This window comes from Paenibacillus polymyxa, assembly GCF_018614975.1.
Classification (GTDB): Bacteria; Bacillota; Bacilli; order Paenibacillales; family Paenibacillaceae; genus Paenibacillus; species Paenibacillus polymyxa_E.
In genome coordinates this window covers 104,103-129,278 of sequence record NZ_JAGGNR010000011.1, presented here as the reverse complement: position 1 = coordinate 129,278, position 25,176 = coordinate 104,103, and the positions used below count along the sequence as shown (strand labels likewise).

Here is a 25,176-nt window from a genome sequence, read left to right as displayed (position 1 = left end):
CCAACCCACACTCAGCGCATCATGACAGTCAGATTGCCCGCGGTCAGCAGGATGGTAATGGCCAGGAAAAACATCAGCCCGACGGCTGCGAGCGCCGCAAATACGTAGATCATGCTCTTGCCGATGGCCTGCAGGCATCCAACAATCGGGGTGTCTCCTAGTGGTTGCATAATGGCACCGGTTACGTTGTATATCAAGGCAAGAGCCAGGATCTTGAGTGCCGGAAAGGCACATAGAAACAAAATGATGATCACTCCGGTGAGTCCAATTGCATTTTTGACAAGTAAAGAAGCTGTAATTACCGTATCCGTCGCATCTGCAAATGTTCTGCCCACGACAGGAACAAAGTTGCCTGCGATGTATTTGGCGGCCTTCAGGCTGACTCCATCCGCTACCGATCCCGATGCTCCCTGAACCGAGATTACACCCAGAAACATCGTCAGCAGGATACCCAGCAGTGCCACACTAATATTGCGCAGGAGGTCTGCCAGCTGTGTCAGCTTGTACTTGTCAGACAATGAACTGACGAGATGCAGAACAGCTGAGAAGAAGAGTAACGGGAATACCAGCAAGTGAATCAAAGTACTCACCAGATGAATCATGAAAATGATGAGTGGATGGGTCACGGAGACGGTGATGACGTTACCCATGGACGCGAGCAGTGTGAATAACAACGGAACCATCGCCATCATGAAGTTAATCATGCCGGTTATGGCATCCTTGGCGTATCCAATCGCCACACTGAAGCTGTTGATTGCAATAATGATGATGACCATATAACAGATGGAATAGGCGATTTTGCTAATATTATTTTTCTCAAATGCGGTCTGAAGAGTCTCCAGAATCATGCTGAGTACACTTAACATCACAATCGTGACCAGAAGTTTGCCGTTATATAAAATTTCATGCAGCATGAAGGTTCCGATCGCTACAAACACCGATTTCATGCTGAAACCTTCATTGCCGGGGACTAACATATCCATGAAGGAAGGGGTTTTCCCATCCGGGAAGAAACCACCGTATTGTTGCATCAGTTGATCCCAGTATTTCTCCACCTGATCCTTGGGAAGCTGATCGGCCTGCTGCGCCATCCACTCACCGGAAGGTGAGCTTGCAGTGACCTGCCCCAGGATACCAAACAGAAAACAGAGCATCAGCACAACCGTAAGGCGCCACTGCGGCTTATGATGCATTGATTTCATATGAAGTCCGCACGCCCCTTCTACACCGGCATCAGCTTCATGACGGTTTCGATAATAATGCTGATGATCGGTATAGCAAGTACAAGGATCAGTACCTTACCAGCCAGTTCAATCTTGGACGCAATGCTTTCCTGGCCTGCGTCCCTGACAATCTGTGCCCCAAATTCAGCGATGTACGCTATGCCAATAATTTTCAGCACCGTTTTCAGATAAATACTTTCCATGCCTGAATTCTCGGCAAGTCGCTTCAACACTTCGATAACTGCACCGATTTTGCCAATCAACAACATGAAGATGACAATGCCGGTCGCGGCAGCAATCAGAAAAGCAAACATCGGCTTCTGTTCCTTAATGACCAGAATAAGCACTGTTGCGATGAGCGCCAAACCTACAACTTGGATAATTTCCACAGGTCACCACCATCCGGCTTCATGACCGTTTTTCATTGAAAAAGAAATATCGATTTGATCTCTTGTAGCAGGCTGTCCAGCATACGGACCACCATGAACAATACAACGACAAATCCGATTACGGTCACCCAGTGAGCCATATCTTCCTTTCCCATTTGTTTCAGTACCGTGTGAATCATGGCGATGATGATTCCGATACCCGCAATTTGAAAGATTGCGTTCACTTCTAGATTCATGACCTTGGCACCTCACTATCCCGGCTATTTCAGAAGATCAGAATGACGATTAACGCTCCGACAAGCATCCCGAGGCTTCGGCTCATTCGTTCATATTTCATTTGATCGGCCTGGGCACGGGATTCCTCATGCATTAGTTGTTGAATGGCTAACGATATATGTTTGGTCTGATCCTGACGGTCACTTGTGCCAAGGCTGAAGCTTAATTGCAGCATCACTTCCTTCTCGTCAGCCTTCATGGCCGATCTTCCCCACGCCAGATCCACGCCTGACTGCAGACTTTCCCGGGCAGTGAGTCCATGAGGAGGTTCCATCTGTGTGGCTGCATGAAGGAACAGCGTCTTTACAGGTTCTTTGGTCTGGGCTCCCATCTTGCCCATGGCATCGGGAAGTGGAGTGAGCCCATAGTTAATCTCCGTCATCAGTCGCTGGAGGGCTGCTATAAGTTCTCGCAACTGTCTCGGTCTTAATGCATACTGTCTTGCCTTGTAAAAACCAGCGAGGGTGCTGGCTAACAGAATAATTACTGCACCGAGCATGTTAACCAAAGGCTTCACCTCCTGCCCCGGTCTGCTGCAACCCACGCATTTTGCCATCCGCCAGCCGAAAGGTCATGCCCCGGCTCGTCCGTTGCAGCTGGACATAACGTTGAAACATCTGCTCCGTAATTAAGGTTCTGAGGGCTGGTCTGGCCGACAGTTCCGACAGATCACGGCCATGCGCAGTCGCGATCACAGAGACTCCTGCATGCAGGGCTTCCATCACCGCCTCGGCATCCTCCGGACGACCGATCTCGTCCACAATCAGGACATCGGGCGACATGGAGCGAAGCATCATCATCATGCCCTCAGCCTTCGGACAACCATCCATCACATCTGTTCGGGGACCTACGTCGAATCCAGGTACTCCTTTGTAGCTACCAGCGATTTCGGACCTTTCATCCACAATGCCCACTTTCAGACGCGGACGTATTCCCTGAACCAGTTCATTGCCCCCTGTAAGCTTTGTACCACTGCTAATTTGTCTCGCCAGATCTCGCAGCAACGTTGTTTTTCCTTGTTGAGGCGGTGAAAGGATCAGCGTGTGCAGGACCTGTCCGCTCTTCATATCGAGAAGATAAGGAAGGATACGATCAGCCACTCCATGTACCTCACGAGCTACCCGAACATTAAACCCGTTGATGTCACGCAGGTATTCGACACGCCCACCGCTTAGTACCGTTCGTCCAGCAAGCCCGATTCGATGTCCCCCAGGTATGGTGATGAACCCTTTGCGCAGTTCCTCTTCCAATGTATAAAGTGAATGGTTACTGATCAGGTCCAGCAGCCTGTGCGTCACTTCTTTCTGAGGAACATACGCTTCTTCAGGATTCCCGGTCGGACAACCTTGAGGTGTCAGAAAGTGGTATGTGTTGCTTGCATTAATCTCCAGGGGTCTGCCTTCACGAATACGTACTTCCTCCACTTGTTCCAATAGAGCGGGTGGCATTCTTCCAAGAATGGTTCGGATCGGTTCCGGAAAAAGTTCCCTCCAGTTCACCTTCATGAGCAGGCTCCTCCAACCTTGAGATCATTTGGTTCACACTTCTGGCGCTTGTTCATATCTCAAGTTTATGCCTGTACATTTAATTTATGACGCTGAAATCTATCAATTCTTCAGAATACGGATGAGAGTTGAAACCATAGATCCCCCTTCTGTTCTAGGCACCCGTCTAGATGTGCATGCATATAGTAATTGCAGATAGGTAAGTTCCATTCAGGTTCAAAACAGAACTACCGATCCCCAGATACAGAAAGGAGTTGTGGGGAGTGCGAGTTGATGTCGTTGGCAATGTGAATGAAGTACGTACCATTGATATTGCAGGGCGAAGTGCAGTTGTCATTGATGTATTGTGTACGACCAGTACGATTATTACGGCTCTGGCGTATGACGCTTCCGCTGTGATTGCCGTAGAGACCGTTCCACAAGCCAAACAAATGGAAGTGAAAGATTGCATTCGAGGCGGGGAACGTTTTGACAAAAGAATCACCGGATTCGAGGTGGGTAATTCCCCCTATGAATATATGACTGCAGGCATTGCAGATAAAACAATCATTCTAACCACAACCGATGGAACCCGAGCCTTGATCAAGGCTTCCAAGGGGAAACATGTATTCGCTGGTTCATTTCTCAATGTGCAGGCTGTTGCAGCAGTTCTATGTGAACTTCAACGAGATGTATTGCTGTTATGTGCGGGGAACCAGGATGAATTTGCTCTGGAGGACAGCTTGTGTGCTGGATGTATCATCGACGAAATGCACCGTCAATCCTGTTCTCCCCTCCAACTAAACGATCTCGGCATAGTGCTTCATCAGGCGGTATCCCACTGTCAGGAGAGCATTCCTGATCTGGTGCAGAGATCTGTTAGCGGTCGGAGGCTTGAAAAGTTGGGCAGAGTTCATGATATTTCGTATTGTTCTCAATTAAACCTGCTGGATTGTGTTCCCGAGATGGGGGAGGGGAACCGCATGCAACCTTATAGAGGTAGAGGCATACGCGGAGGAAAGATGTTCAAGTTGATGTGAGAATTGCCATGAGAAAAACAAAAAAAGGTGTACTGCTTGCCCGTTGGCAACAGTACACCTTTGCTAATTTACATACACAGAAAATACTTATCTGCGATCTTGAGGTCCACCGATAACGGCTTGCTCGGCAGTGTCGAGATCATATGCTGTATGCAATGCCTTAATGACGTCATGCAGCTTATCACCGTCAATAACACAAGATACTTTGATCTCGGAAGTGCTCACCATCTTGATACTCACGCCTTCAGCGGAAATGACTTTGAACATCTTCGCAGCTACACCCGGGTGACTGACCATCCCTGCGCCAACAATGGAGATTTTAACGAGGTTCTCCTCAGATGTGACTTCACGGTAAGGCAAACGGCTGTGAAGGCCTTCAATGACACGTAATGCGTTCTCACGATCAGACAGCGCCACAGAGAACGAGAAATCCGCTTTGCCATCCATCACTCCGCTCTGAACGATAATGTCCACATCCAGCTGATTGGATGCAAGTGCACCAAATACTTCGGCCAGAACTCCTGGTACATCCGGCACACCCAGAATACTGATGCGAGCCACATTTTTGTCATAGGCAATACCACTAACCACTACGCCTTGTTCCATTGCTGCTTCCTCCTTCACAACCGTTCCTTCATTATGGTTAAAGCTGGATCTTACAATTAAAGGTACACCGGAATGCTTCGCATACTCTACTGCACGCGGATGCAGCACCGCTGCTCCCAAATTAGCGAGTTCCAGCATTTCGTCATACGATATTTCCTTCAGCTTGCGCGCAACCTTAACGATCCGCGGATCCGTAGAATAGATTCCGTCTACATCTGTATAGATCTCACACGCATCTGCCTTAATTGCTGCGGCCAGCGCTACAGCTGTTGTATCCGAACCACCACGACCTAGCGTTGTGATCTCGCCGTCTTCCGTCATGCCCTGGAAGCCTGCAACAATCACAATGTTGCCCTCAGCAAGTGCTGCATTCACACGGTCAGGTTGAATATCATGAATACGTGCTTTTCCGTGAACCGACTCTGTGCGGAATCCCGCTTGCCAGCCCGTCAACGATACTGCCTTACGTCCAAGCGCTTGAATAGCCATCGATAACAAAGAAATCGAAATCTGTTCTCCTGTCGTTAAGAGCATATCCATCTCACGAGCAGGCAGATCACTATTGAGTTGTTTTGCCTGATCAATCAAATCATCTGTTGTATCCCCCATGGCCGAAACCACGACTACACACCGATGTCCTTCATCCGCTTTTTCTACAACACGTCCGGCTACACGCTTCATGCGTTCTGTATCTCCGACCGAGCTGCCCCCAAATTTCATGACGTACAATGACAACGCAAATCCACTCCCTACCTTGTGCAGTATGCATAATTAATGTCCATCGTCATTATTCTCTACGAGAAATGACTTTAACCCAGTATATTACGAAAGCGTCTGATAGGCTAATCTTTTTTCGAAAAAACCCTCTGCCATCGGAATGGCAAAGGGTTATCATTAGCGTTTATTTCGCTTACAGCTTGTGAAAGTTACGCACGGGAGGAATATTTACCTTCACGTGTATCAATCAGGAGAACGTCACCTTCGTTAATGAACAAAGGAACCTGTACGTTCAAACCGGTTTCCACTTTTGCATTTTTGGTAGCACCTTGTGCAGTGTTCCCTTTAACGCTTGGCTCTGTTTCGATCACTTTCAACTCTACGCTTGTAGGCAAATCAATTCCGAGGATTTCACCTTGGTAGCTGATGATCTTTACGTTCATGTTTTCTTTCAGGAAGTTCAATTCCCATTCCAGTTGATCACTAGTCAATGTGAACTGATCATATGTTTCGTTATCCATAAACGTGTGCTCTGTACCGCTTGCATACAGGTAGGATACGCCACGGTTTTCAATGATGGCACGACCAATCGTTTCGCCTGCACGGAATGTTTTTTCAACGGTGTTACCATTGCGCAGGTTTTTCAATTTGGAACGTACGAAGGCAGCGCCTTTACCTGGTTTAACGTGTTGGAAATCAAGCACGGTATAGATATCGTTATCCACTTGCACGGTCAAGCCTGTTTTAAAATCGTTTACTGAAATCACAAAAAATCCCTCCTGGTATGGTTAAAAAGTAGGTGATATAAGGCGACGGGTTAATGTAAAGGTGGGTTTATTCTGAATTGATGACCATGTGCGATGTGACCGTTACGGGTTAGGATCGTTCCTCCGATCGCTGTTGTCTCCTCATTTTCCCGACTAGATTTTAATAAGGTTTAAAATGAGGAGACAAAGGCGAGCGCTTCGCTTCTTCAGAATCGATTCCGCTCCCTTCACTACTTTTGCTATGGTCCATAACAATCAGCAATAACCTGTACCTTTATATTAAAAATCGTCTTATATCCCTGGTGGCTGTAATTTAGCCGATTACGGTGAACTTCTTGTCCGACTTCGTGAGAATATGAATACCCGTCTCGGTAATCACTACGTCATCCTCGATACGCACGCCGCCAAGCCCGTCAATATATATACCCGGTTCAACGGTAACGACCATACCCGGTTTCAATACATCATCGCTAAGCTTGGACAAGCGAGGAGCTTCGTGAACTTCCATACCCAGACCGTGGCCTGTGCTGTGTCCGAATTGATCTCCATATCCGTGACCTGCAATGATATCACGAGCCAATGCATCTGCTTCCCGTCCGGTCATGCCCGGTTTCAGGTTCTCCAGCGTATGTAACTGAGCTTCCAGTACAATGTCATAAATTTTGCGCAGTTCAGGTACAGGTGTGCCTGTTGCAATGGTGCGTGTCAGATCTGAACAGTATCCGTCCAAAAGTGCACCAAAGTCAAATGTAATTAACTCATTCTGACCAATGACCTTGCTGCTTGCTACACCATGAGGCATAGCAGAACGTTCACCCGAAGCTACAATGGTGTCAAACGAAGAGGACGTTGCTCCATGTTTGCGCATGAAAAACTCCATCTCCAGATCCACTTCACGCTCCGTCATACCTGGTTTTGCAAACTGCAGAACGTGGCTGAACGTGGCATCCGCCAGATCTGCTGCTCTCTGCATGACCGCGATCTCGTCTTCATCCTTGAACATACGAAGTTGTTCCACGATCCCGGATACAGCTTTCAGTTCGATAGATTGAAGTGCTTCAGCATAAGCGGAGTGCGTGCCAAATGTAACACTATCCTGCTCGAAGCCAACTGCTTTGATATTTGCAGATGCCAGAAGTTCGCGCACCGTATCCATCGGCTTGGCTCCATGCTCCACAACGGTGAATCCTTTGGCTTGCTGAGGCGCTTGTGACATGTAACGGAAATCAGTCAGCAAAAATGCATCCTGTTCCGTAATCAGCACATATCCCGCCGAGCCTGTAAAGCCCGTCATATAACGACGGTTAATCGGGTTTGTAATCAGCATTGCAGTGAGTTCATGCTCACGCATGGCTTCACGCAACTTATTTACTCGTTTGTTTTCCATCGGTAACCCTTCTTTCTCTCACATTCCCGGGTTCCCGGCTCAGGTTTGTTTGTCCAGATGACGCACAAGAGCCAGCAATCCCAGTTCATAGCTTACTTCGCCAAATCCGGCAATCTGCCCGATTGTTTCCGCTGCAATCACTGAATGATGTCTGAACGCTTCGCGTGCATGAATGTTGGATAGATGTACTTCCACTGTAGGGACTTTTACAGCATTGATTGCATCACGTATAGCATAGCTATAATGGGTAAATGCTCCGGCATTCAGTATGATTCCGTCTGCCTCACCCATCGCTGCATGAATGCGGTCAATGATGTCCCCTTCATGGTTCGATTGATAAAAAGCGATGGAGACGCCAAGTTCATCAGCCTGTCTGCGAATTTTGTCTTCAATATCCTTCAGACTAAGCGTTCCATAGATGCCCGGTTCACGTACACCAAGCATGTTCAGGTTCGGACCATTGATCACAATAATTCGTTTCATCGCTGCTCCACCCTCTCTGCAAATAACCATCTGCTATTTTAACACAGGCATTGCCGGATTGAGAAGCTTTTTTGCGCTATGCTCCCGCTTGCTCTGGCTCGCGTTTGCGTTCGTCCGTGTACTCCATGGCTACCGTGTAACCAATGAACAGCCCCCATAACAAAAAGAAACAGAGTTCCGTGATGATCGAATCCCATGTTAAACCGTTCAAAGGTTTCATCATACCCAGTTTTGGTCCGACCAGTACAAAGAGAATCAGCCACCAGACAATTCCATACAAAATACCGGGTAACGGCCCTTTCAGTTTTCTAATCGTGAACGTATAAAGTAAGGAAGCCAAGATGGAAAAGACGATAAAAAACAACCAGCCTGTCAAATGTCCAGCTGCGGTATATATATATTTATGTTTAAAAAAAGGCTCGGCCAGAAATCCGACAGGTACAATCGTAAAATGCAGCAGATAGAATAGCCAATGTAGCCCACCCCAGATAAAACCGGCAAAAAAGCCAAGCTCTAACGCAAAGGAAAATGGCTTGGTGTAGTAGTGTGCTTGACCTTGCCTCTGGGTAGGGCGCCTGCCCCTGTCTTTTTGCTGCCTTTCTTTTGGACGTTGACCTTCATCGTGAGATGTATCTTCATGCTTACGTTCTGTCATCGATATTCTCCTTCATTTAGTTGATAATCCCGCATTATGCCTCGAATTTCCGCTCCGATTCTACGAGGTAGTATGTTCAAAACAGGTCAATCTTAACAACATCCTTCAAGGTTTGACTCACAAACTAGAAATTGGTCTCAAAATTCGATACAATAGGGTTATTAAACTGCCTTTGATCGCGAAGGCCTAGAACAGAATAGGAAGGTGAATAATTTGCCTCAACAATCCAAGCCTGTCAGCTATGGGGGGCAAGCTGTCATTGAAGGCGTAATGTTCGGTGGGAAACATGTCAACGTTACAGCTGTTCGTAGAAAAGACGGCGAAATTACGTATCTGGAAGTTCCCAAGCAAGACAAGTCCTGGGTCACGAAATTGCGGCGGATTCCTTTATTACGCGGAATTGTCAGCATTATAGATTCAAGTGTCAAAGGTAGCAGACATCTCAATTATTCTGCTGACGCCTATGCTGATGATGAACTGGAACCGGAAGAGAAAGCCAAGCAAAAAGACAAAGAAGGTTCGGGCTGGAGCCTAAGCATGATCATTGGTGTGACCGCCGTCGCCATCCTTTCATTCCTTTTTGGTAAAGTTGTGCTCACTTTGCTTCCTGTTGTTATCGAGAATTTTCTATTCAAAAATGCATTCGACAATCAGTTTTTGCATAATTTACTGGAAGGCGGCATTAAGCTGATCCTGTTACTCGCCTATCTGTGGTTAATCTCACAGACGCCGATGATTAAACGTCTCTTCCAGTATCATGGGGCGGAGCACAAAGTAATCAGTGCACATGAAGCTGGTGAAGAACTGACACCGGAGAACGTGCAAAAGTACAGCCGGTTACACTACCGCTGCGGAAGCAGCTTCATTATGTTGACTGTCATTATTGGAGTGTTTCTATACTCTCTCTTCACGTACGATAACCTCTGGGAGCGTATGGGTCAGCGTCTGTTGTTATTGCCAGTTGTGCTAGGCATTTCTTTTGAACTGTTAAAGCTTACGAACTCCGTACGTGATATTCCTGTACTGCGTTATCTCGGATACCCGGGATTGTGGCTGCAATTGCTGACAACAAAAGAACCGACCAACGAACAGGTAGAAGTATCCATTGCTTCGTTTAACCGTATGCGCGAGTTGGATGCCAAGCTTGCCAATGTCTCTGCTACGTCAGAAGTACCTGTTGCAACACTCGATCCTGTGAAAGGGTGAATGATATGAACAAGCAGGCAATCTTATTTTGGACGTTCATCGCACTAGCTGCTGTTGGAGTCTTGACTTGGCTGGGGAACGCTAGTCCATCCAGGATCATTATTCCTCTGGTCGTGTTCGGAGCCGTATTCCTGCTGTACAAATATCCACCTCGTCGCTGGGCAAGCAAAGCCAAAACACCAAAGATTAAGCCATCTGCACGAACCATGGCGAAAGTCAATGCACAGTCCAGTGCCAGAAAGAGCAGCGGCTCTTCAAAGAAACGTAAGGATTATCCTTTCCAAGTGATTCAGGGACAAAAAGGAAAAAGCGATGAAGATATACCGAAATTTCACTAAATAGTTATTGAACAACCAAAAAAGCAGTTCTCCCAACATGCGGAGAATTGCTTTTTTCACGTTTATACAGGAATCAGAGGCGGAGCTTCTGCTTGTTTCTTGCGCAGTTCTTTTCTTTGTTTGTCCAGCTGTTCACCATACATTTTTGTATTCCACCCATGGAAAAATTCGCTCCCTGCGGTTGCGCCTGATCGATATAAGGCTGTGCTGTCCTGTAACGATAAATGAAATTGCGTCGGTTTAATCCCAAGCGTTGGTATCTTCACTGTACGAAACCGGTTAATCTGTTCGATGTAGCGTTCATCATGTGCTGTGAGCATCGTCTCCACAAGGGCCTGAAGCATGCTTAGCGGTCCTTTAATCCGGGCAGGTTCCACTTCTGTCTTCCCCACCATTTTGAATCCAACAACCGGAATAACGTCTCCTCCTCGTGCCGAGCGATCACCATCGAAGAGCCACAACGGAAAATTGCTAAGCAATCCACCATCCACGACATACACAAACTGATCTTGAAAAGGAAGGCCTTTGGAGAATACTGGTGATTTGCGTATGACTACCGGATCGAAAAAATACGGGATACTGCAACTCATACGTACCGCCTTTGCAACATCCAGCTTCGCAGGGTCAATGCCGAACCGCCGAATATCGTCCGGCAGCACCAGTATGGTCCCATTGGATATATCGGATGCGGTAATAAGCAACTTACCTTGTGGCAAGTCAGCGAATGTGCGAATCCCTTTCTGCTCCAGCATCTTGCGAATCCATGATTCCAGCGCTTCTCCCGAATACAGTCCTTTCTTCAAGAACAGCCTTGCCGCGGGTCCGATCCATCGGGTATTAAATATGGGGGAACGACGCAGCAATGAAACGAAGGGGGTATTCTCAATAATGACTTTCATCTCTTCGGCCCTGTAACCCGCCGCTAGTAGAGCAGCTACAATGGAGCCCGATGACGTCCCAGCCACCCGATTAAACTGAATGCCGCAGTCTTGAGCACCCTGCACAGCTCCCGCAAGCGATATTCCCTTGACGCCTCCACCTTCAAATACCGCGTTAATTAACATAACAAAAAACCCCCGTTCTCCAGGCAGCCACATTTCTACTGCCACTCTATGAGAACAAGGGTTTGTCTTATCACTGTATTGTTAAAATGTCTTATAGCCCATAATAAGCTTTTAATTTGGCAATCAAGCCAAGAGGGTTCTTCGTCAGGTACTGTGAACTAAAGAAAATATCTCCTTTGACCGAACCATACTTCTTGTTGTAATTCAGCTGATCGATAATCTCCTGTGATGTCTGCCAGCCAATTTCCGGCGTACCTAACTTATAAGGAGAGTGGCCGATATACAATTTCACATTTGTATTAGCCACTTCATTTGCCCACCAGTCCACGACTTTGTCATATCGGGCTACGTTCAGTGTCATACTCCAATACACCTGCGGAGCGACATAGTCGATCCACTCCTGGTTAATCCATGTCCGCACATCTGCATTCATGCTGTCATACGCGGTTACTCCTGCTCTGGTATCAGAACCTGTCAGATCAACGGATTTGTTACGCCATACACCAAATGGACTAATTCCATATTCAACGTTAGCTTTCACGCTGTGAATGCTCTGCCCGAGTTGCTTGACAAACTGATTGATATTGTCACGACGCCATTCAGCACGGTCTTTGGTATTTAATGTGTTATAGGTTTTGAAGGCTGCATCATCATTAAAAGTCACATTGGTTGGATAGAAATAATCATCCAGATGTACACCATCAATATCATACTGATTGACCACTTCCATGATCGTATCGATGATATGCTGTCTGGCTTCCGGGATACCCGGGTTAATGTACATTTTGCCGGATGCATTCACAATCCAGTCGGGATGAAGCTTGGAGATGTGGTTTGCAGCCAAGTTCGATGCATTCGCTGAGTTCGTTGCTCTAAACGGATTAAACCAAGCGTGGAACTCCAGCCCCCGTTTGTGTGCTTCCTCGACCATAAACGCGAGGGGATCATAACCAGGATCTTTACCTTGTGTTCCTGTTAATACGCTGTTCCAAGGTACCAGACCTGAAGGATAGATGGCATCCCCATTGGCTCTCACTTGGACAAATACGGCATTAATGCCCATACCTTGCAAAGTATCTAGCTGTTTCGTATACTCCTGTTTTTGCTTCTCTACATTTCCCTTGGCTCCGGATGAAGGCCAGTCTCCATTCACAGTGGAGATCCATGCTCCTCGCATCTCTTCAGAAGCTGGTACAGTGCCCGTGCCTCCAGGCTCCGCTGGGGTTGCCGGGGTTGGTTCAGGAGTTGGGACTGATTCGTCTCCTGTGTACAGATCAATGGTCTGGGCTGTCTGATTCCAGTTCACTCGAATGCCCAGGTTCTCACTGACGAATCGAATGGGTACCATCACCCGACCTTGTTTCAATTCGACCGATGCATCCAGACCAACTACAGCGTTATCCACGGTCGCCTGCTGGCGCCCGCTCGTCATAGAGATGACCGAATCGGATTTCTGAATGGTCACGGTACGAGTAGCTTGAGACCATAAAACAGACGCACCCAGTCCTTCGCTAATAACACGCAGAGGTACCATCGTTACATTTACTTTGGGCAAGATGTAGGGTGATACATCCGATTCCAAACGGTTGCCGTCTAGAAAAATAGCGATTTCCTTCTGCCCGGCTGCTTGTGCCGTCATGCCTGCTGTCTGTAATCCAAGTACAAAAATGAGCAGCAGCATCAATCCTTTACGAACGTTCATTAGTGCAGTCCTCCAAAATCAATATAAATTTGCGGTAAATTCTACTAGTTTAATAGACGCTTCTACCGTTCGTTTAGTTGCGAAAATCACCAAATTATGGTGTGATTGCACAAAAAAAAATGCTTCTTGCCATTGAAACGGCAAGAAGCATCCTTTGATCACAGGATACAATTCATTGTATATCACCATGTGTATTCCGCTGCTGAAACTTAAGACTCCGTATTACTCATGACGTCCTGAAGGTTTTTGAGGTCACGCAACCGGCTCTCATCCTGACGGAAGTATTCAACCAAGGACTCAATGCATGTAATGGAGTCCCAGCTCAGATGATGTTCAATGCCTTCAACATCATTGTAAATATTTTCTTCCTGAACACCAATCGTTGTCAAAAATTGTTCAAGCAGATGATGGCGCTCCATCAAACGTTTGCCCATCTTTTTGCCTTTTGGCGTAAGCACCAGTCCGCGGTACTTCTCATAGATCAGGTACTCGTCTTTGTCCAGCTTTTGGATCATCTTCGTCACCGATGAAGGATGTACTTCCAGTCCTTCAGCTATATCAGACACACGAGCATAGCCCTTTTCATCAATTAATTTGTATATACGCTCCAAATAATCTTCCATACTGGGCGTTGGCATCTGCTTCCCTCTTTTCTCTCTGACCGGCCCCTATTCGTGCCTGGTCCCTATCTTATAATGATACATGTTATCAATACGCATTGGCAAGTCCTGCACAGTTCGCAGGAGCTGTTACACAAGTAATTGGCAGGCGTGACTTCTCCCCAATCGAGGCAAACTAATCAAAGTTCCGCATCGAAAGGAGTGATTTCGTGAGTACAAGTGTAGCCTCACCACCAGTTCGTAAAGCAAAAGGCACTAAACCCTTTATTCCCGATTTGGTGTATTTTGAACCCGGTGCGTTGGAATATGATAAAGGTAAACGAATTATGGAGTGGGTGACATCCAAAAACATCCCTTATCAGATGACCACATCCCATAACCGAATCACAAACCTGCCCGGTGAAACCGAACAGGAAAAGTACCGGATGGCAAAGCGTACTCTGGTCGTTGGTGTACGTAAAACACTCAAGTTTGACCAGTCGAAACCTTCAGCGGAATATGCCATTCCCATCTCAACTGGCTGTATGGGGCACTGCCATTATTGTTATCTTCAAACGACGCTTGGTGCAAAACCTTATGTCCGTGTCTATGTTAATACCGAGGAGATCATTCAGGCTGCAAAAGGATACATTGAAGAACGCGCGCCTGAAATCACACGATTTGAAGCTGCCTGTACGTCTGATCCCGTAGGACTCGAGCATATCACGGAGAATTTAAGTGACCTGATCCGTTTTATGGCGGAAGAAGAATATGGACGCTTGCGGTTTGTAACCAAATATCATCACGTTGATCCGTTGCTGAACATTAAGCATAACGGCCACACCCGTATCCGGTTTAGTGTCAATTCGGATTATGTCATCAAAAACTTTGAACCGGCTACCTCCAGATTTGAGGAACGCATTGAAGCTGCTGGCAAAATTGCACACGCCGGTTATCCCCTGGGATTCATTATCGCTCCTATTATGTGGTATGAAGGCTGGGAAGAAGGATACTCGGATCTGTTGCAGAAGCTGGCAGATACACTTCCAGAGGAAGCAACCAAGGATCTTACCTTTGAGATGATCCAGCACCGTTTTACCAAAACGGCCAAAGCAACCATTGAGAAACGTTATCCCAAGACCAAGCTGGAGATGGATATTGAGAAACGCAAGATGAAATGGGGCCGCTGGGGCCAGTACAAGTATGTGTATAAGGATGACCAGCAGGATGCGCTCCGCGAATTCATTACGGAACGGATCTTTGAACATTTTCCACTAGCCAATATTGATTACTTCACCTAAACGAAAAACAGAACTGTCCATAATGATATGCTGGTATAAGCATTCCTAACAAACGATTAAAAAGCAGGTTACATGACCCAGAATATCTCTGGTAACTCATGTAGCCTGCTATGCCATACATAATAATACTCGAATGCAGTCATCCGTTTAAATAATCATCCAGTCTGGTGTGATCTGCTGCAACCAGATGGTAATCTTCGTCATCTGATCTGTAAAAAGCAATACCCCAAGAAACAACATCAATGCTCCTCCGACTTTCATCATGACATTGGAATACCGTAAGATCCAGCGTGTCGAACCGATGAAAAAAGCCAGAATGAAAAACGGGATTGCAAACCCTGCTGTATAACCTGTAATCAGCGCCAGCCAGGTTGTGGGCTCACTTGCAGCCATAGCAATGATCGCTGTTAGAATGGGACCAATACAAGGCGACCACCCTGCTGAGAAACCAATACCAAATATAAAAGAGCCTAGATATCCTGCTGGCTTCCATTTCATATCCAGCTTGCGTTCCTTCATCAGAAACTGCGGCTTGAACACCCCAAGCAAAAATAACCCCATAAGCATAATCAAAATCGCAGACAATTGACGAATCAATTCACGGTTATCATTGAAAAATTGGCCAAACAGTCCGGCACCAAGACCAAGCGAATAAAATACAGCCGAGAAGCCTAAAATAAACGCCAGCGTATGCGTCATGGTCTTAAATCGCACTTCGCGCTGATTGCGGTCATCCTTTAATTGTTGCACCGTCATTCCTGTAATGTAAGAGAGGTATGATGGATACAGCGGAAGACAACATGGTGATATAAATGAGACTAAACCTGCTACAAAAGCCATCCATACATTAACATCAGGCATGAAGCGGATGTCTCCCTTCCCCGGGCTCACGTGCTTGCTCGTTCAGTCGTCAGGCTCGGAACCCTTTTTTTCCAATCATCGTCAGAATCAGCATCATGATCAGCAATAATACAATTGTTGCACCAGGAGCGAGGTTCCAGATGCCTGCTACGACCAGTCCAAGGACTACGGCAATTTCGCCGATAATCACAGACAAAATAATGGCGGATTTGAAACTTCGGGCCATCAACAGGCTGACCGCTACCGGAATGGTCAATAGCGCTGACACCAGAAGCGCACCAACAATCTTGATCGCCGTGCTAATGACAAGTGCTGTCATTACCGTGATTAACATGTTCAGAATTCTCACAGGCAACCCCGTAACCGCTGCCGCATCTTCCTCAAAGCTCAGCAGGAAAAATTCCTTATGTAACAATGCCACTACAATCACCACGATCAGCGTAACCACACCTACGAGCTTCAGATCCGTAGCGTCTAATGTATATATACTGCCGAACAGATAACTCATGACATCTGCATTATATCCTTTGCCCAGCGTGAAGAACAAGGAAGCAAGAGCCACGCCACCGGACATGATAATGGCAATTGATAATTCGGCGTAACTCTTGTACGCTTTGCGCAATTTCTCTATTGCAAATGAAGCAAGCACGGCAAATATCAAGCCCACCGCAATCGGATACACTTCAATCAGAAATCCAAGTGCAACGCCGGCAATGGTCACATGAGACAAGGTGTCTCCGATCATGGATAACCGCCGTAAGACCAGGAACAGTCCGATTAACGGAGCGGTAATACCAATTAGCAACCCACCCGCCAGCGCACGCTGGAAAAAATCACTCATTAATATTTCCAAAACAAACACGACTCCTTCGGCCTTACTCTAATCTATTGGGCCATAAATACAGCTAGCGTACCTGTGCAGTGGTATGTTGCAGATTGGTCTCAGCACAATCCTGTACCTCATGCGAATGACGGACATGAAAATTAATTTTGCCATTCGTTACCACAGCTTCAGAACCCAGATAACTCTCCATCCGATCCATATCATGCGACACCATTAGAAAAGTCATGCGATGATGTTCATGCATATGAGTAATCAGTTCAAAGAAACTGGCCTGTGATTCAGCATCAATACCTACGGTAGGTTCATCCAGAATCAACAGATCCGGGTGATTGATAAGCGCTCGTGCCAAAAATACACGTTGCTGCTGTCCGCCGGACAATTGACCAATACGTTTGTTCGCCAGATCCTCGATCCGCATGACCTGCATCGCATCCGTGCACTGTTGCTGGCATTTGCGAGACATACGACGGAACATGTTTTTGTTATTATACAAGCCTGACATGACCACTTCACGAACGGTCGCAGGGAACAACGGGTTAAATGCATTCTTTTGCGGCACATAACCGATTCGGTCCCAGTCCTTGAACCTGCGGATCGACTGTCCAAATAGTTTGATATCTCCCTGCGCAGGAGGAAGAAGTCCTACCAGCATGCGCAGCAATGTCGTTTTACCCGCCCCATTGGAACCGATAATCCCGACAAAGTCCCGTTCCTGAGCCATAAAATCGAGATTCTCAATCACTCGTTGGTCCCCATAGGAAAATGATAGTTTCTCGATCTCTATAATTGGATCATGACATAGTGGCATGATTTGCTGCATGGCAAAGCCGCCCTTCATTATATATAAGGATCTTCATAGCGTCATAAAAGCCTTCACCGTGAACGGTAAAGACTCTTCGATCTGAATCCTTCATTCTATCTTATTTTAATGCGATCAGCAGATTTTGCAAATTTTTCTCCATGAGGGTGAAATAATCATCCCCGTTTGTTGCCTGCTCCTTGGTCAATCCCTCAACCGGATTAAGGACCATGGTCTCCACGCCTGCTTCATTTGCCAGTGTTTTCGCCAATTTGTCAGATACCAGCTCTTCGAAGAAAATGTACTTAATGCCTTCATCTTTAACCAATTTCGCAAGCTTCACAATATCCTGTCCTGTCGGTTCAGCATCCGGGGAAAGTCCCATAATGGCATGCTGAGTTAATCCATAATCACGTGCAAGGTAACCAAACGCTTGGTGCGAGACTACAATTTCGTTGTTCGGTACGTTGGCCAATTCATTTGTAAAACGCTGATCCAGCGTCTCAAGCTTCGTACGAAGCTCTTCATAACGTTGTTCGTAACCTGCTTTGTGATCAGGATCTGCCTCGACCAGACTATTTTTGATGTTTTCAGCCATGATCATGGCCGATTTCGGACTAACCCACGTATGTGGATCAATATGATGATCAGCGACATCTTCACTGGTAGCCTCATCTGTGTGTTCATCTGCATGCTCGTCTTCATGCTCTTCGCCGTGACCGTGCCCATCATCACCCTCAGCGGTTAACAGCTTAACACCTTCGCTGACGGCAACAGACTTCACCTGTGTATCGCTATTCAGCGACTTCAGGAAATTCGGCACCCATCCTTCCAATCCAGCTCCATTATAGAGAAACAGCTGTGCCTTGGACGTATTAACGATATCCTGACTCTTCGGAGTCCAGTCATGTGGCTCTACTCCCGTTGGCAGCAGGTTAATGACATTGGCATCCTCACCACCGATTGCAGTCGTAAAAGCATATACAGGATAAAATGTCGTCACAACGTTTACCTTGCCTTCCACTATCTTCGCACTATTGGAACTATCCTGCCCACACGCTGACAATACCAGCAAAGTGAGAATAAGCAAACCCGTCCACAGTAACTTCATGCTGCCTCTTTTGCTCGTCTTCCCTGTCCGGTTATCCTGAGCTTGATGTTGCACTTTATAAAATGTCATTATGATTCACTCCGCATCTCTTAATCGTAAACATTACTGAAAGAATTATAGGTAACCTGAACCTTCTTGTCAAGCCATCCCGTCCTATTCATTCTTTCCTGAAGTACGGAGTTCATAACCGTATATGCTTGTTCTCTTCCCTTAAGATGCGATTTATATTAACAAAAAAAGGGACCCGAATTAATCGGGCCACCTTGAGTCATAGTTACGACAGAATATATTCTTATTTTACTTGTGCGCCATTAGGCATGTTGTCTGGTACTGTAGCAAGTGTAAGCTGGTCGCCATGCGATGCTGCAAGGATCATACCCTGAGACAGTTCACCACGAAGTTTCACCGGTTTGAGGTTCGTCACACAGATGACTTTGCGTCCAACCATCTCTTCTGGCGAATAGAACTTCGCGATTCCAGATACGACCTGACGCTGCTCATAACCCAGATCGAGCTGTAATTTCAGCAATTTATCCGCTTTTTTGACAGGTTCGCAGGCAATGACTTGAGCCACACGCAGTTCAACTTTGGCAAAATCATCAATACCGATCTCTTCTGTACCCTCAGGCGCAGTTACAGGTTCAACAGCTGCCGAGGCTCCTGTATCTGCTTGACTTGCTTCAGGCTGTGCTGCTTTTTGGCCACCAGTCATTGCTTCTGAGATATAAGCAATCTCCTGTTCGGAATCCAGACGCGGGAAGATTGGATCACCTTTTTGCAAGGCGTTTCCAGTTGGAACCAGACCCCATTGCTTGGCTGTATCCCAAGCCGTAAGTTCACCTTCCTGAATGCCGAGCTGTGCCCAGATTTTATGAGGAGCACGTGTCAGGAACGGTTGCAACAGAATGGAAGCAATTCGCAAGCTTTCGATCAGGTGAGCCATAACGGATGCCAATTCATCGCGTTTCGCTTCATCACGAGCCAGCGCCCATGGCTGCGTCTCATCAATATATTTGTTGGTGCGGCTGACAAACTGGCTGATCGCTGTCAGTGCTACAGAAAACTGCAGGTTTTCCATCGCCTGTTCCACTTTTTCCACTGTAGCATGGCCCGCTTCTTCCAGCGAAGCATCAAATTCCGTTACATTCGATGCAAACGCCGGGGCTTTGCCTTCAAAATATTTATCTACCATCGCAACGGTACGGTTCAACAGGTTACCCAGATCGTTTGCGAGGTCGGAGTTAACACGTTCTACGAAGCTCTCCGGTGTAAACGTACCATCGGAACCAAACGGTACTTCACGCAGCAGGTAATAACGCAGTGCATCGAGACCGTAACGGTCAATCAGGGTAACCGGATCAACAACATTACCTTTTGATTTGGACATCTTGCCATCCTTCATCAACAACCAGCCGTGTGCAAACACTTTCTTCGGCAAAGGCAAGTCCAGCGCCATCAACATAATTGGCCAGTAGATCGTATGAAAACGAACAATTTCTTTCCCTACCAGATGAACATCCGCAGGCCAGAACTTGTTATACAGGGATGCATCGGATGAACCGTAGCCCAGTGCTGTAATATAGTTGGACAACGCATCAATCCACACGTAAACCACGTGTTTTGGATCGCCTTTAACTTTGACGCCCCATTCAAATGTAGTCCGCGATACGGCCAAATCTTCAAGACCTGGCTTGATGAAGTTGTTGATCATCTCGTTCTTACGGGATTCCGGCTGAATAAAGCCCGGGTTCTCTTCATAATATTGGAGCAGACGATCTGCATATTTGCTCATACGGAAGAAGTAAGATTCTTCTTTGACCAATTCAACCGGGTGTCCGCTATCCGGGCTCTTGGCCGAGATAATCTCACCCTTCTCATTCTTCTCTACATCCACCAGTTGAGTCTCTGTGTAATACGTCTCATCCGGAATGCTGTACCAGCCTTCGTACTCACCTTTGTAGATATCTCCCTGTTTCAGCAAACGGTCAAAGATATCCTGAACAACGGTTTTGTGACGTTCTTCGGTTGTACGGATAAAGTCGTCATTGGAAATGTCCAGCTTGTTCCACAGTTCCTTGATCCCCACAACGATATCGTCGATAAAAGCTTGCGGTGTCTGTCCTTTCTCTTGTGCCTTGCGCTCAATCTTCTGGCCATGCTCATCCGTGCCTGTCAGATAATGAGCATCATAACCGCGTAGACGCTTGTAACGAACCATCGCATCTCCCGCAACAGTTGTATACGCATGCCCAATATGCAATTTGTCACTCGGATAATAAATCGGGGTTGTCAGATAAAATGTTTTTTGGTCAGCCATGAATGACTTCTCCTCCTTCAAATGTTCCTGCTTCATGTGATCCCTTCGTCCAAAACAACTAAAAAAGAACACAAAAAACTCCCGCCCCTATGGGACGAGAGTTGCTCTCACGTGTTACCACCCAAATTCCCCATGTTTTTCGCAAAACACAGGCTCTGTCGGTCCTTCGACCGCCCATTAACGCTGGATCACGCCTCAGCCTTACGACAGCAGCTCTGTAATCACTGTCTGCACGCTCGAAAGAGGTTCCTCCGGGACCATATTCCATCCTCCTCCCAGACCGGTTCTCAGCTCATCCGGCTCTCTGCACTAGGGGTGTGTCTGTACTTATCCCTTCACTGGAAAATCATATAGGAAAAATATACTGAAATGCGGACCCCTTTGTCAAGGGGACAGCATCCTCAAGTCAATCCTGGCCTGCTTCAAGCTCATCCGAATACTTCAATCTACATCGTTACTCTGATACCATCATGGATTTCTCCGCCTTTGGTGGTACCAGATCTACACCACCTGGATGAAACGGGTGACATTTGGCAATACGTTTCGCTGTTAACAACGAGCCTTTGAGCGCACCGTGCACTTCAATCGCCTCCATGGCGTAAGCCGAACAGCTCGGATAGAACCGACATGTTGGCGGTGTTAATGGAGAGATATAGTTGCGGTACACCCGAATGGGTGCCTGAGCAATTCTGCGCGATAACTTCATGGTCAGTGCTTCCCATGAGCGTGTTGATGTCCCGACACTGCTTTGGCCGGAGCATGCTCAGCACAGTCCTTGCAATACCCAAATACCTCGAACTTGTGGTCCACAACCTGAAATTGCTCAGGCGCATCCGCAAGCTGCATCGGGCAAAAAATAATAGGATATGTCTTCTGACACTTCAGACAGATCATATGATGGTGATGATGATCTTCACTACAGTGCGCTTTGAATTTAACGCCATCTTCGAAGATGACCTGTTCCAATACACCCAGTTCCTGCATCACCCGCAAATTACGATATACTGTGTCAAAACTCAGTCCGCTGTAAGTCTTACCCATATATTCATAGACGTCCTTGGGTGTAAGATACCCCGGAGACTCGGCAAATAACCGGGCCAGTGTTTTCCGCTGATCGGTAATGCGAAGCCCCTGTGAGGACATGGTCGAAATAATCTGTTCTGTCGACAGCATGATCTAAAGCACCTCCTGTCATACGAGCATTTTGCATCATTCATAGAGCGACAGTTTATTCAGCAAAAGCGAAAACTTTTGCTTTCTTGTATACCTCTAATAATGCATCAAATTACGATTAGAGTCAACGAAGACACCGGGTTAGGTCATTCCAACATCACATAAAAAGGACTCCATGCACATGCATTGCCATTAGTCTAGCTTGAGCTAATGACATTACATTTTGATGGAGTCCCTTCCTGACGGTTCAGATGATCAATCGTTCGGGCGACTTTTGGGGTGAACGGGTATATATGATATAAGCTTTCACTCCAAACCGTCCGTGCAGGTTCATGATATTACTTTTCAACCGGAAGCGGCGTGAACAGCAGGTTAACAGGCAGGTTACTCCCTGGTGCCGCCGAGAAGAGAATGGTTACACTCTCGCCGTACGAACCTGTGCGATACATAACGCTTTGCTCATTAGGTGCAGTTACAGATTTACCAGTGGAAATCTGAACGACCTGTCCATTCACGAGTGCCACACCTGAATATCTGCCTCCACGAGGGTTGAATGAAATCAACGTGCGCGGAGCAACATTATTCAATGTAATTTTGTACAATACACCGAAGTTACCTGCGTTGGAAGCTTCCGTGTAAGCCATAGGGTCCGTTCCCACAAGGTTTGGATCACTTGCATTGTCTCCAAGTGGAAGACGTACAGGCTTCGAGCCTATTTCTTGGTCATACGTAATGATCCGTGTTGCATTTGGGTACGTTCCGCGGTTGTGAACCCCATCACGATCCAGAACTGGCAGGCTCGACAACACTTCCATCGGGTCCTTGTTTTCTTCAATCATGATTATGTTGTAATCCAGTTCATAGTCACTGAATACATCCGAATACAAGGAAATGACTTGTCCCTGTTGCATCGGGAGAACGCTCAGATCATTGAGAATCAGCTTGCTTTCTCCTGGCTGGATGTACACTTTCTTTTGTCCGGTACCATTCTGCATGGACTGGAACCAGCGGTCAATCGACAGCTTTCCAGCTACCGTTGCAAAAGGAGACGGTCCTGCAAAGCCCATGTTTTGCTGTTCAATGGATGCCGTGTAAGCATTGTTATTTGTCGCTACAACATACATTTTTACGTTTTTGCCCGTGTTGTTCACATGGTGAATCATGAAGCGTGTCTGTCCAAAGGAAGATTCCTTGTACACAATACCTTCTGTATTCACGGTTTCCGGGCTGTTACTGCGGATCAGCAGACTTGGTTCATCATAATAAGTGAAAGGTACTTTCTCCAATGCCGGTACTCCACCACCGTCAAAAGTGAACTTCTCACCGACTGGTGTGAACAATTGATTGAAGTCAGTCACACTATAAAGTGTTTCTCCTGTAATACTGATTATCTTGGTGTAGCTATCGGTAGCACCATGTTTATCGGTAACTGTAATCGTTACGGTCTTCGGTCCTGGAACAAAGAATGCAAGTGCATTGTTATCCCATTCTGTTTTTACAATTGCATTCTCATCATCTGTACTTTGATCAATATAAGTGATTTTCTCACCCATTTTGTATTCTTCTTTATCTGTCGTAAACATTGCGACAGGAGGCAGATTAGGTCTTTCAACCTTAATCGTAACCGAATACGGATCACTCCATTGACCACTTGAATCCTGGACAGCATAGGTTACTGTGTATACACCTGGTTGGTCGAATGAATCCTGACGGCCTGTCCAACGCTCATCTACAATGCTGAGTCCCTTGGGAGAGCTGGATCTGGTTGTGTAGGTTACCTGGTCTCCGGCAAAAACCTCTTTTTGTACCGTGAAGCTCGCCACCGGTTTGGTACTCAGATTCAATACAACCGTTTTGGCAGACTGATTTACTTTATACGTAATGTCCAGAGCCTGTGTAATTGAAGTCAACGGCACCATGAACGTATTTTTTTGTTGATAAGCCGCGCCCTTCATCGTTCTGGACACACCATTAACGGTATAGATCTTGCTGTTTGTTTTGAAACGCAGCTCATCTTCACCACTAATAATAATCGTTTCTTTAGTTGTGTTATCATATTTGACATCATAGCCAACCCGATCAACGAGAGCACGGATCGCTACATAGGATACACCATTTTTAACAGCCATTGGCTGTCCGGCAAGATATGTTTTGCCATCTTGCATCATTTTATTACTGTTCATATAAAGAGTGAGGTCTCCACCGCGGCCTCCAGCAACAGATGAACCGCCTGTAGATGGTTGCTCCACTTTTACTGGTGCAGGTGCTGGTGTTTCCTCAGCTGTACCTTCTTCTTCCGTCGGTTCCGTTACCGGATCAACTGGAGTAACTTCTGTTCCTGCAGGAACATTGGTTTCGGAATTCACTTCTTCAGTTGTTTCATTATTTGATGTTGGAGTGTTTGTTCCGGATTTCACTTCGGATTCCGCGATGGTTTGTTCTTTCTTCACAACCTCCACGGATTTAACTTTGGCTGTATTCACTGATGTAGTATCGCTCTGATCTGCTGACTGTGCATTCACAGGAATCACTGCAAACGCCTGAAACACAGCAAAAGCGGTAAGTATGGACAATTTCTTCTTCAAATTCATTCTTTGTCTTTGGCTCCTTCTGCTCCCATTTTATAAATATCCCCCTCAAAAAGTCATATTATTAGACGCTTGGGACCGGGAAAAGTTGCTAAAAAGTTAAGAGGAGAATTGTAAACTTTTAATAGAAGGAAAATACTATGAAAATAGTTATCTATCAATTATCTTTTTGGCATCAAAACCCAAAATTACCCAATAGAAAATACCAACAAAAAAATCTCTCTGCGATATGGTCAATCAGCACCA

25 protein-coding genes are annotated in these 25,176 nt (G+C 46.4%); 4 read left to right on the top strand and 21 right to left on the bottom strand.

Annotated features, from left to right (window positions below):
* Positions 1 to 11 precede the first annotated feature (11 nt).
* Genes spoIIIAE through spoIIIAA form a run of 5 tightly spaced genes read right to left on the bottom strand, consistent with a single transcriptional unit; the run spans position 12 to position 3,393 of the window.
* Positions 12 to 1,202 carry a stage III sporulation protein AE gene (gene spoIIIAE / locus J7E78_RS09110; RefSeq protein WP_215075902.1) on the bottom strand — a complete coding sequence of 397 codons (1,191 nt, stop codon included), beginning with the start codon at positions 1,200 to 1,202 and terminating at the stop codon, positions 12 to 14.
* A 20-nt stretch (positions 1,203 to 1,222) separates the two neighbouring features.
* Positions 1,223 to 1,612, bottom strand: coding sequence for a stage III sporulation protein AD (gene spoIIIAD / locus J7E78_RS09105; protein ID WP_017687586.1), 390 nt, complete (start codon positions 1,610 to 1,612; stop codon positions 1,223 to 1,225).
* Positions 1,613 to 1,644: 32 nt separating this feature from the next.
* Complete coding sequence (spoIIIAC, locus tag J7E78_RS09100) at positions 1,645 to 1,848, bottom strand: stage III sporulation protein AC (RefSeq protein ID WP_017687585.1); 204 nt, start codon at positions 1,846 to 1,848, stop codon at positions 1,645 to 1,647.
* A gap of 29 nt (positions 1,849 to 1,877) precedes the next feature.
* Positions 1,878 to 2,396 carry a stage III sporulation protein SpoIIIAB gene (gene spoIIIAB / locus J7E78_RS09095; RefSeq protein ID WP_215075901.1) on the bottom strand — a complete coding sequence of 173 codons (519 nt, stop codon included), beginning with the start codon at positions 2,394 to 2,396 and terminating at the stop codon, positions 1,878 to 1,880.
* The gene (spoIIIAA, locus tag J7E78_RS09090) at positions 2,389 to 3,393 is read right to left on the bottom strand and encodes a stage III sporulation protein AA (protein WP_215075900.1); all 1,005 of its coding nucleotides are present in this window, start codon (positions 3,391 to 3,393) and stop codon (positions 2,389 to 2,391) included. The genes spoIIIAB and spoIIIAA overlap by 8 nt, the downstream gene beginning before the upstream one ends.
* Positions 3,394 to 3,656: 263 nt before the next feature.
* Between spoIIIAA and J7E78_RS09085 the strand changes: the two genes are divergently transcribed.
* On the top strand, positions 3,657 to 4,412 hold the full coding sequence (locus J7E78_RS09085; protein ID WP_215075899.1) for a 2-phosphosulfolactate phosphatase: 756 nt from the start codon (positions 3,657 to 3,659) through the stop codon (positions 4,410 to 4,412).
* Between the two features lie 87 nt (positions 4,413 to 4,499).
* On the opposite strand, the gene J7E78_RS09080 is transcribed toward J7E78_RS09085, so the two are convergent.
* The 5 genes from J7E78_RS09080 to J7E78_RS09060 form a co-directional block, all read right to left on the bottom strand.
* A complete protein-coding gene (locus tag J7E78_RS09080; protein ID WP_215075898.1) occupies positions 4,500 to 5,753 on the bottom strand; it encodes an aspartate kinase in 1,254 nt (417 codons plus the stop codon).
* Between the two features lie 191 nt (positions 5,754 to 5,944).
* Positions 5,945 to 6,502: an elongation factor P gene (gene efp / locus J7E78_RS09075; RefSeq protein ID WP_215075897.1), complete on the bottom strand. Its 558-nt coding sequence runs from the start codon at positions 6,500 to 6,502 to the stop codon at positions 5,945 to 5,947.
* Positions 6,503 to 6,815: 313 nt separating this feature from the next.
* Complete coding sequence (locus tag J7E78_RS09070; RefSeq protein WP_215075896.1) at positions 6,816 to 7,889, bottom strand: M24 family metallopeptidase; 1,074 nt, start codon at positions 7,887 to 7,889, stop codon at positions 6,816 to 6,818.
* Between the two features lie 39 nt (positions 7,890 to 7,928).
* Positions 7,929 to 8,372, bottom strand: a complete 444-nt coding sequence (gene aroQ, locus J7E78_RS09065; protein ID WP_062835278.1) for a type II 3-dehydroquinate dehydratase — start codon at positions 8,370 to 8,372, stop codon at positions 7,929 to 7,931.
* 76 nt (positions 8,373 to 8,448) lie between these two features.
* On the bottom strand, positions 8,449 to 9,027 hold the full coding sequence (locus J7E78_RS09060; protein WP_215075895.1) for a YqhR family membrane protein: 579 nt from the start codon (positions 9,025 to 9,027) through the stop codon (positions 8,449 to 8,451).
* A 213-nt stretch (positions 9,028 to 9,240) separates the two neighbouring features.
* On the opposite strand from J7E78_RS09060, the gene J7E78_RS09055 reads away from it, so the two are divergent.
* A complete protein-coding gene (locus J7E78_RS09055) occupies positions 9,241 to 10,233 on the top strand; it encodes a DUF1385 domain-containing protein (RefSeq protein ID WP_124116156.1) in 993 nt (330 codons plus the stop codon).
* 5 nt (positions 10,234 to 10,238) lie between these two features.
* Positions 10,239 to 10,571 carry a hypothetical protein gene (locus J7E78_RS09050; protein WP_091018145.1) on the top strand — a complete coding sequence of 111 codons (333 nt, stop codon included), beginning with the start codon at positions 10,239 to 10,241 and terminating at the stop codon, positions 10,569 to 10,571.
* A gap of 62 nt (positions 10,572 to 10,633) precedes the next feature.
* On the opposite strand, the gene J7E78_RS09045 is transcribed toward J7E78_RS09050, so the two are convergent.
* The 3 genes from J7E78_RS09045 to mntR all read right to left on the bottom strand — a co-directional run bounded on the left by J7E78_RS09045 (position 10,634) and on the right by mntR (position 13,975).
* Complete coding sequence (locus J7E78_RS09045) at positions 10,634 to 11,635, bottom strand: patatin-like phospholipase family protein (protein ID WP_215075894.1); 1,002 nt, start codon at positions 11,633 to 11,635, stop codon at positions 10,634 to 10,636.
* A 91-nt stretch (positions 11,636 to 11,726) separates the two neighbouring features.
* Positions 11,727 to 13,337, bottom strand: a complete 1,611-nt coding sequence (locus tag J7E78_RS09040; protein WP_215075893.1) for a family 10 glycosylhydrolase — start codon at positions 13,335 to 13,337, stop codon at positions 11,727 to 11,729.
* A 209-nt stretch (positions 13,338 to 13,546) separates the two neighbouring features.
* Complete coding sequence (gene mntR / locus J7E78_RS09035) at positions 13,547 to 13,975, bottom strand: transcriptional regulator MntR (protein WP_062835284.1); 429 nt, start codon at positions 13,973 to 13,975, stop codon at positions 13,547 to 13,549.
* 191 nt (positions 13,976 to 14,166) lie between these two features.
* Here mntR and splB point away from each other — a divergent pair, with 191 nt between their 5' ends.
* Entirely contained in the window at positions 14,167 to 15,237 is a 1,071-nt protein-coding gene (gene splB, locus J7E78_RS09030; RefSeq protein ID WP_062835285.1) for a spore photoproduct lyase, read from the top strand.
* 147 nt (positions 15,238 to 15,384) lie between these two features.
* Here splB and J7E78_RS09025 read toward each other — a convergent pair whose 3' ends face one another.
* The 8 genes from J7E78_RS09025 to J7E78_RS08990 all read right to left on the bottom strand — a co-directional run bounded on the left by J7E78_RS09025 (position 15,385) and on the right by J7E78_RS08990 (position 24,933).
* Positions 15,385 to 16,098, bottom strand: a complete 714-nt coding sequence (locus tag J7E78_RS09025; RefSeq protein WP_036614418.1) for a cytochrome c biogenesis CcdA family protein — start codon at positions 16,096 to 16,098, stop codon at positions 15,385 to 15,387.
* 49 nt (positions 16,099 to 16,147) lie between these two features.
* Positions 16,148 to 16,951 (bottom strand): metal ABC transporter permease, encoded by an 804-nt coding sequence (locus J7E78_RS09020; protein WP_047843633.1) that lies wholly within the window; start codon positions 16,949 to 16,951, stop codon positions 16,148 to 16,150.
* A gap of 52 nt (positions 16,952 to 17,003) precedes the next feature.
* Positions 17,004 to 17,762 carry a metal ABC transporter ATP-binding protein gene (locus tag J7E78_RS09015; RefSeq protein WP_036614907.1) on the bottom strand — a complete coding sequence of 253 codons (759 nt, stop codon included), beginning with the start codon at positions 17,760 to 17,762 and terminating at the stop codon, positions 17,004 to 17,006.
* A gap of 100 nt (positions 17,763 to 17,862) precedes the next feature.
* Positions 17,863 to 18,921 carry a metal ABC transporter solute-binding protein, Zn/Mn family gene (locus tag J7E78_RS09010; RefSeq protein WP_397330525.1) on the bottom strand — a complete coding sequence of 353 codons (1,059 nt, stop codon included), beginning with the start codon at positions 18,919 to 18,921 and terminating at the stop codon, positions 17,863 to 17,865.
* A 223-nt stretch (positions 18,922 to 19,144) separates the two neighbouring features.
* Entirely contained in the window at positions 19,145 to 21,205 is a 2,061-nt protein-coding gene (gene metG, locus J7E78_RS09005) for a methionine--tRNA ligase (protein ID WP_215075892.1), read from the bottom strand.
* Between the two features lie 418 nt (positions 21,206 to 21,623).
* Positions 21,624 to 21,875, bottom strand: a complete 252-nt coding sequence (gene yidD, locus J7E78_RS09000) for a membrane protein insertion efficiency factor YidD (protein ID WP_017687565.1) — start codon at positions 21,873 to 21,875, stop codon at positions 21,624 to 21,626.
* A 2-nt stretch (positions 21,876 to 21,877) separates the two neighbouring features.
* The gene (locus J7E78_RS08995; protein ID WP_215075891.1) at positions 21,878 to 22,342 is read right to left on the bottom strand and encodes a Fur family transcriptional regulator; all 465 of its coding nucleotides are present in this window, start codon (positions 22,340 to 22,342) and stop codon (positions 21,878 to 21,880) included.
* Positions 22,343 to 22,680: 338 nt separating this feature from the next.
* Entirely contained in the window at positions 22,681 to 24,933 is a 2,253-nt protein-coding gene (locus tag J7E78_RS08990; protein ID WP_215075890.1) for a stalk domain-containing protein, read from the bottom strand.
* Between the last annotated feature and the right edge of the window lie 243 nt (positions 24,934 to 25,176).

Bases quoted from the DNA above. Each gene is read 5' to 3' on its own strand.
- spoIIIAE (WP_215075902.1), bottom strand. From the start codon at position 1,202: ATGAAATCAATGCATCATAAGCCGCAGTGGCGCCTTACGGTTGTGCTG.
- spoIIIAC (WP_017687585.1), bottom strand. From the start codon at position 1,848: ATGAATCTAGAAGTGAACGCAATCTTTCAAATTGCGGGTATCGGAATC.
- spoIIIAA (WP_215075900.1), bottom strand. From the start codon at position 3,393: ATGAAGGTGAACTGGAGGGAACTTTTTCCGGAACCGATCCGAACCATT.
- J7E78_RS09070 (WP_215075896.1), bottom strand. From the start codon at position 7,889: ATGGAAAACAAACGAGTAAATAAGTTGCGTGAAGCCATGCGTGAGCAT.
- aroQ (WP_062835278.1), bottom strand. From the start codon at position 8,372: ATGAAACGAATTATTGTGATCAATGGTCCGAACCTGAACATGCTTGGT.
- J7E78_RS09060 (WP_215075895.1), bottom strand. From the start codon at position 9,027: ATGACAGAACGTAAGCATGAAGATACATCTCACGATGAAGGTCAACGT.
- J7E78_RS09050 (WP_091018145.1), top strand. From the start codon at position 10,239: ATGAACAAGCAGGCAATCTTATTTTGGACGTTCATCGCACTAGCTGCT.
- J7E78_RS09045 (WP_215075894.1), bottom strand. From the start codon at position 11,635: ATGTTAATTAACGCGGTATTTGAAGGTGGAGGCGTCAAGGGAATATCG.
- J7E78_RS09040 (WP_215075893.1), bottom strand. From the start codon at position 13,337: ATGAACGTTCGTAAAGGATTGATGCTGCTGCTCATTTTTGTACTTGGA.
- mntR (WP_062835284.1), bottom strand. From the start codon at position 13,975: ATGCCAACGCCCAGTATGGAAGATTATTTGGAGCGTATATACAAATTA.
- J7E78_RS09025 (WP_036614418.1), bottom strand. From the start codon at position 16,098: ATGCCTGATGTTAATGTATGGATGGCTTTTGTAGCAGGTTTAGTCTCA.
- J7E78_RS09015 (WP_036614907.1), bottom strand. From the start codon at position 17,762: ATGCAGCAAATCATGCCACTATGTCATGATCCAATTATAGAGATCGAG.
- J7E78_RS09010 (WP_397330525.1), bottom strand. From the start codon at position 18,921: ATGACATTTTATAAAGTGCAACATCAAGCTCAGGATAACCGGACAGGG.
- metG (WP_215075892.1), bottom strand. From the start codon at position 21,205: ATGAAGCAGGAACATTTGAAGGAGGAGAAGTCATTCATGGCTGACCAA.
- yidD (WP_017687565.1), bottom strand. From the start codon at position 21,875: ATGAAGTTATCGCGCAGAATTGCTCAGGCACCCATTCGGGTGTACCGC.
- J7E78_RS08995 (WP_215075891.1), bottom strand. From the start codon at position 22,342: ATGCTGTCGACAGAACAGATTATTTCGACCATGTCCTCACAGGGGCTT.
- J7E78_RS08990 (WP_215075890.1), bottom strand. From the start codon at position 24,933: ATGAATTTGAAGAAGAAATTGTCCATACTTACCGCTTTTGCTGTGTTT.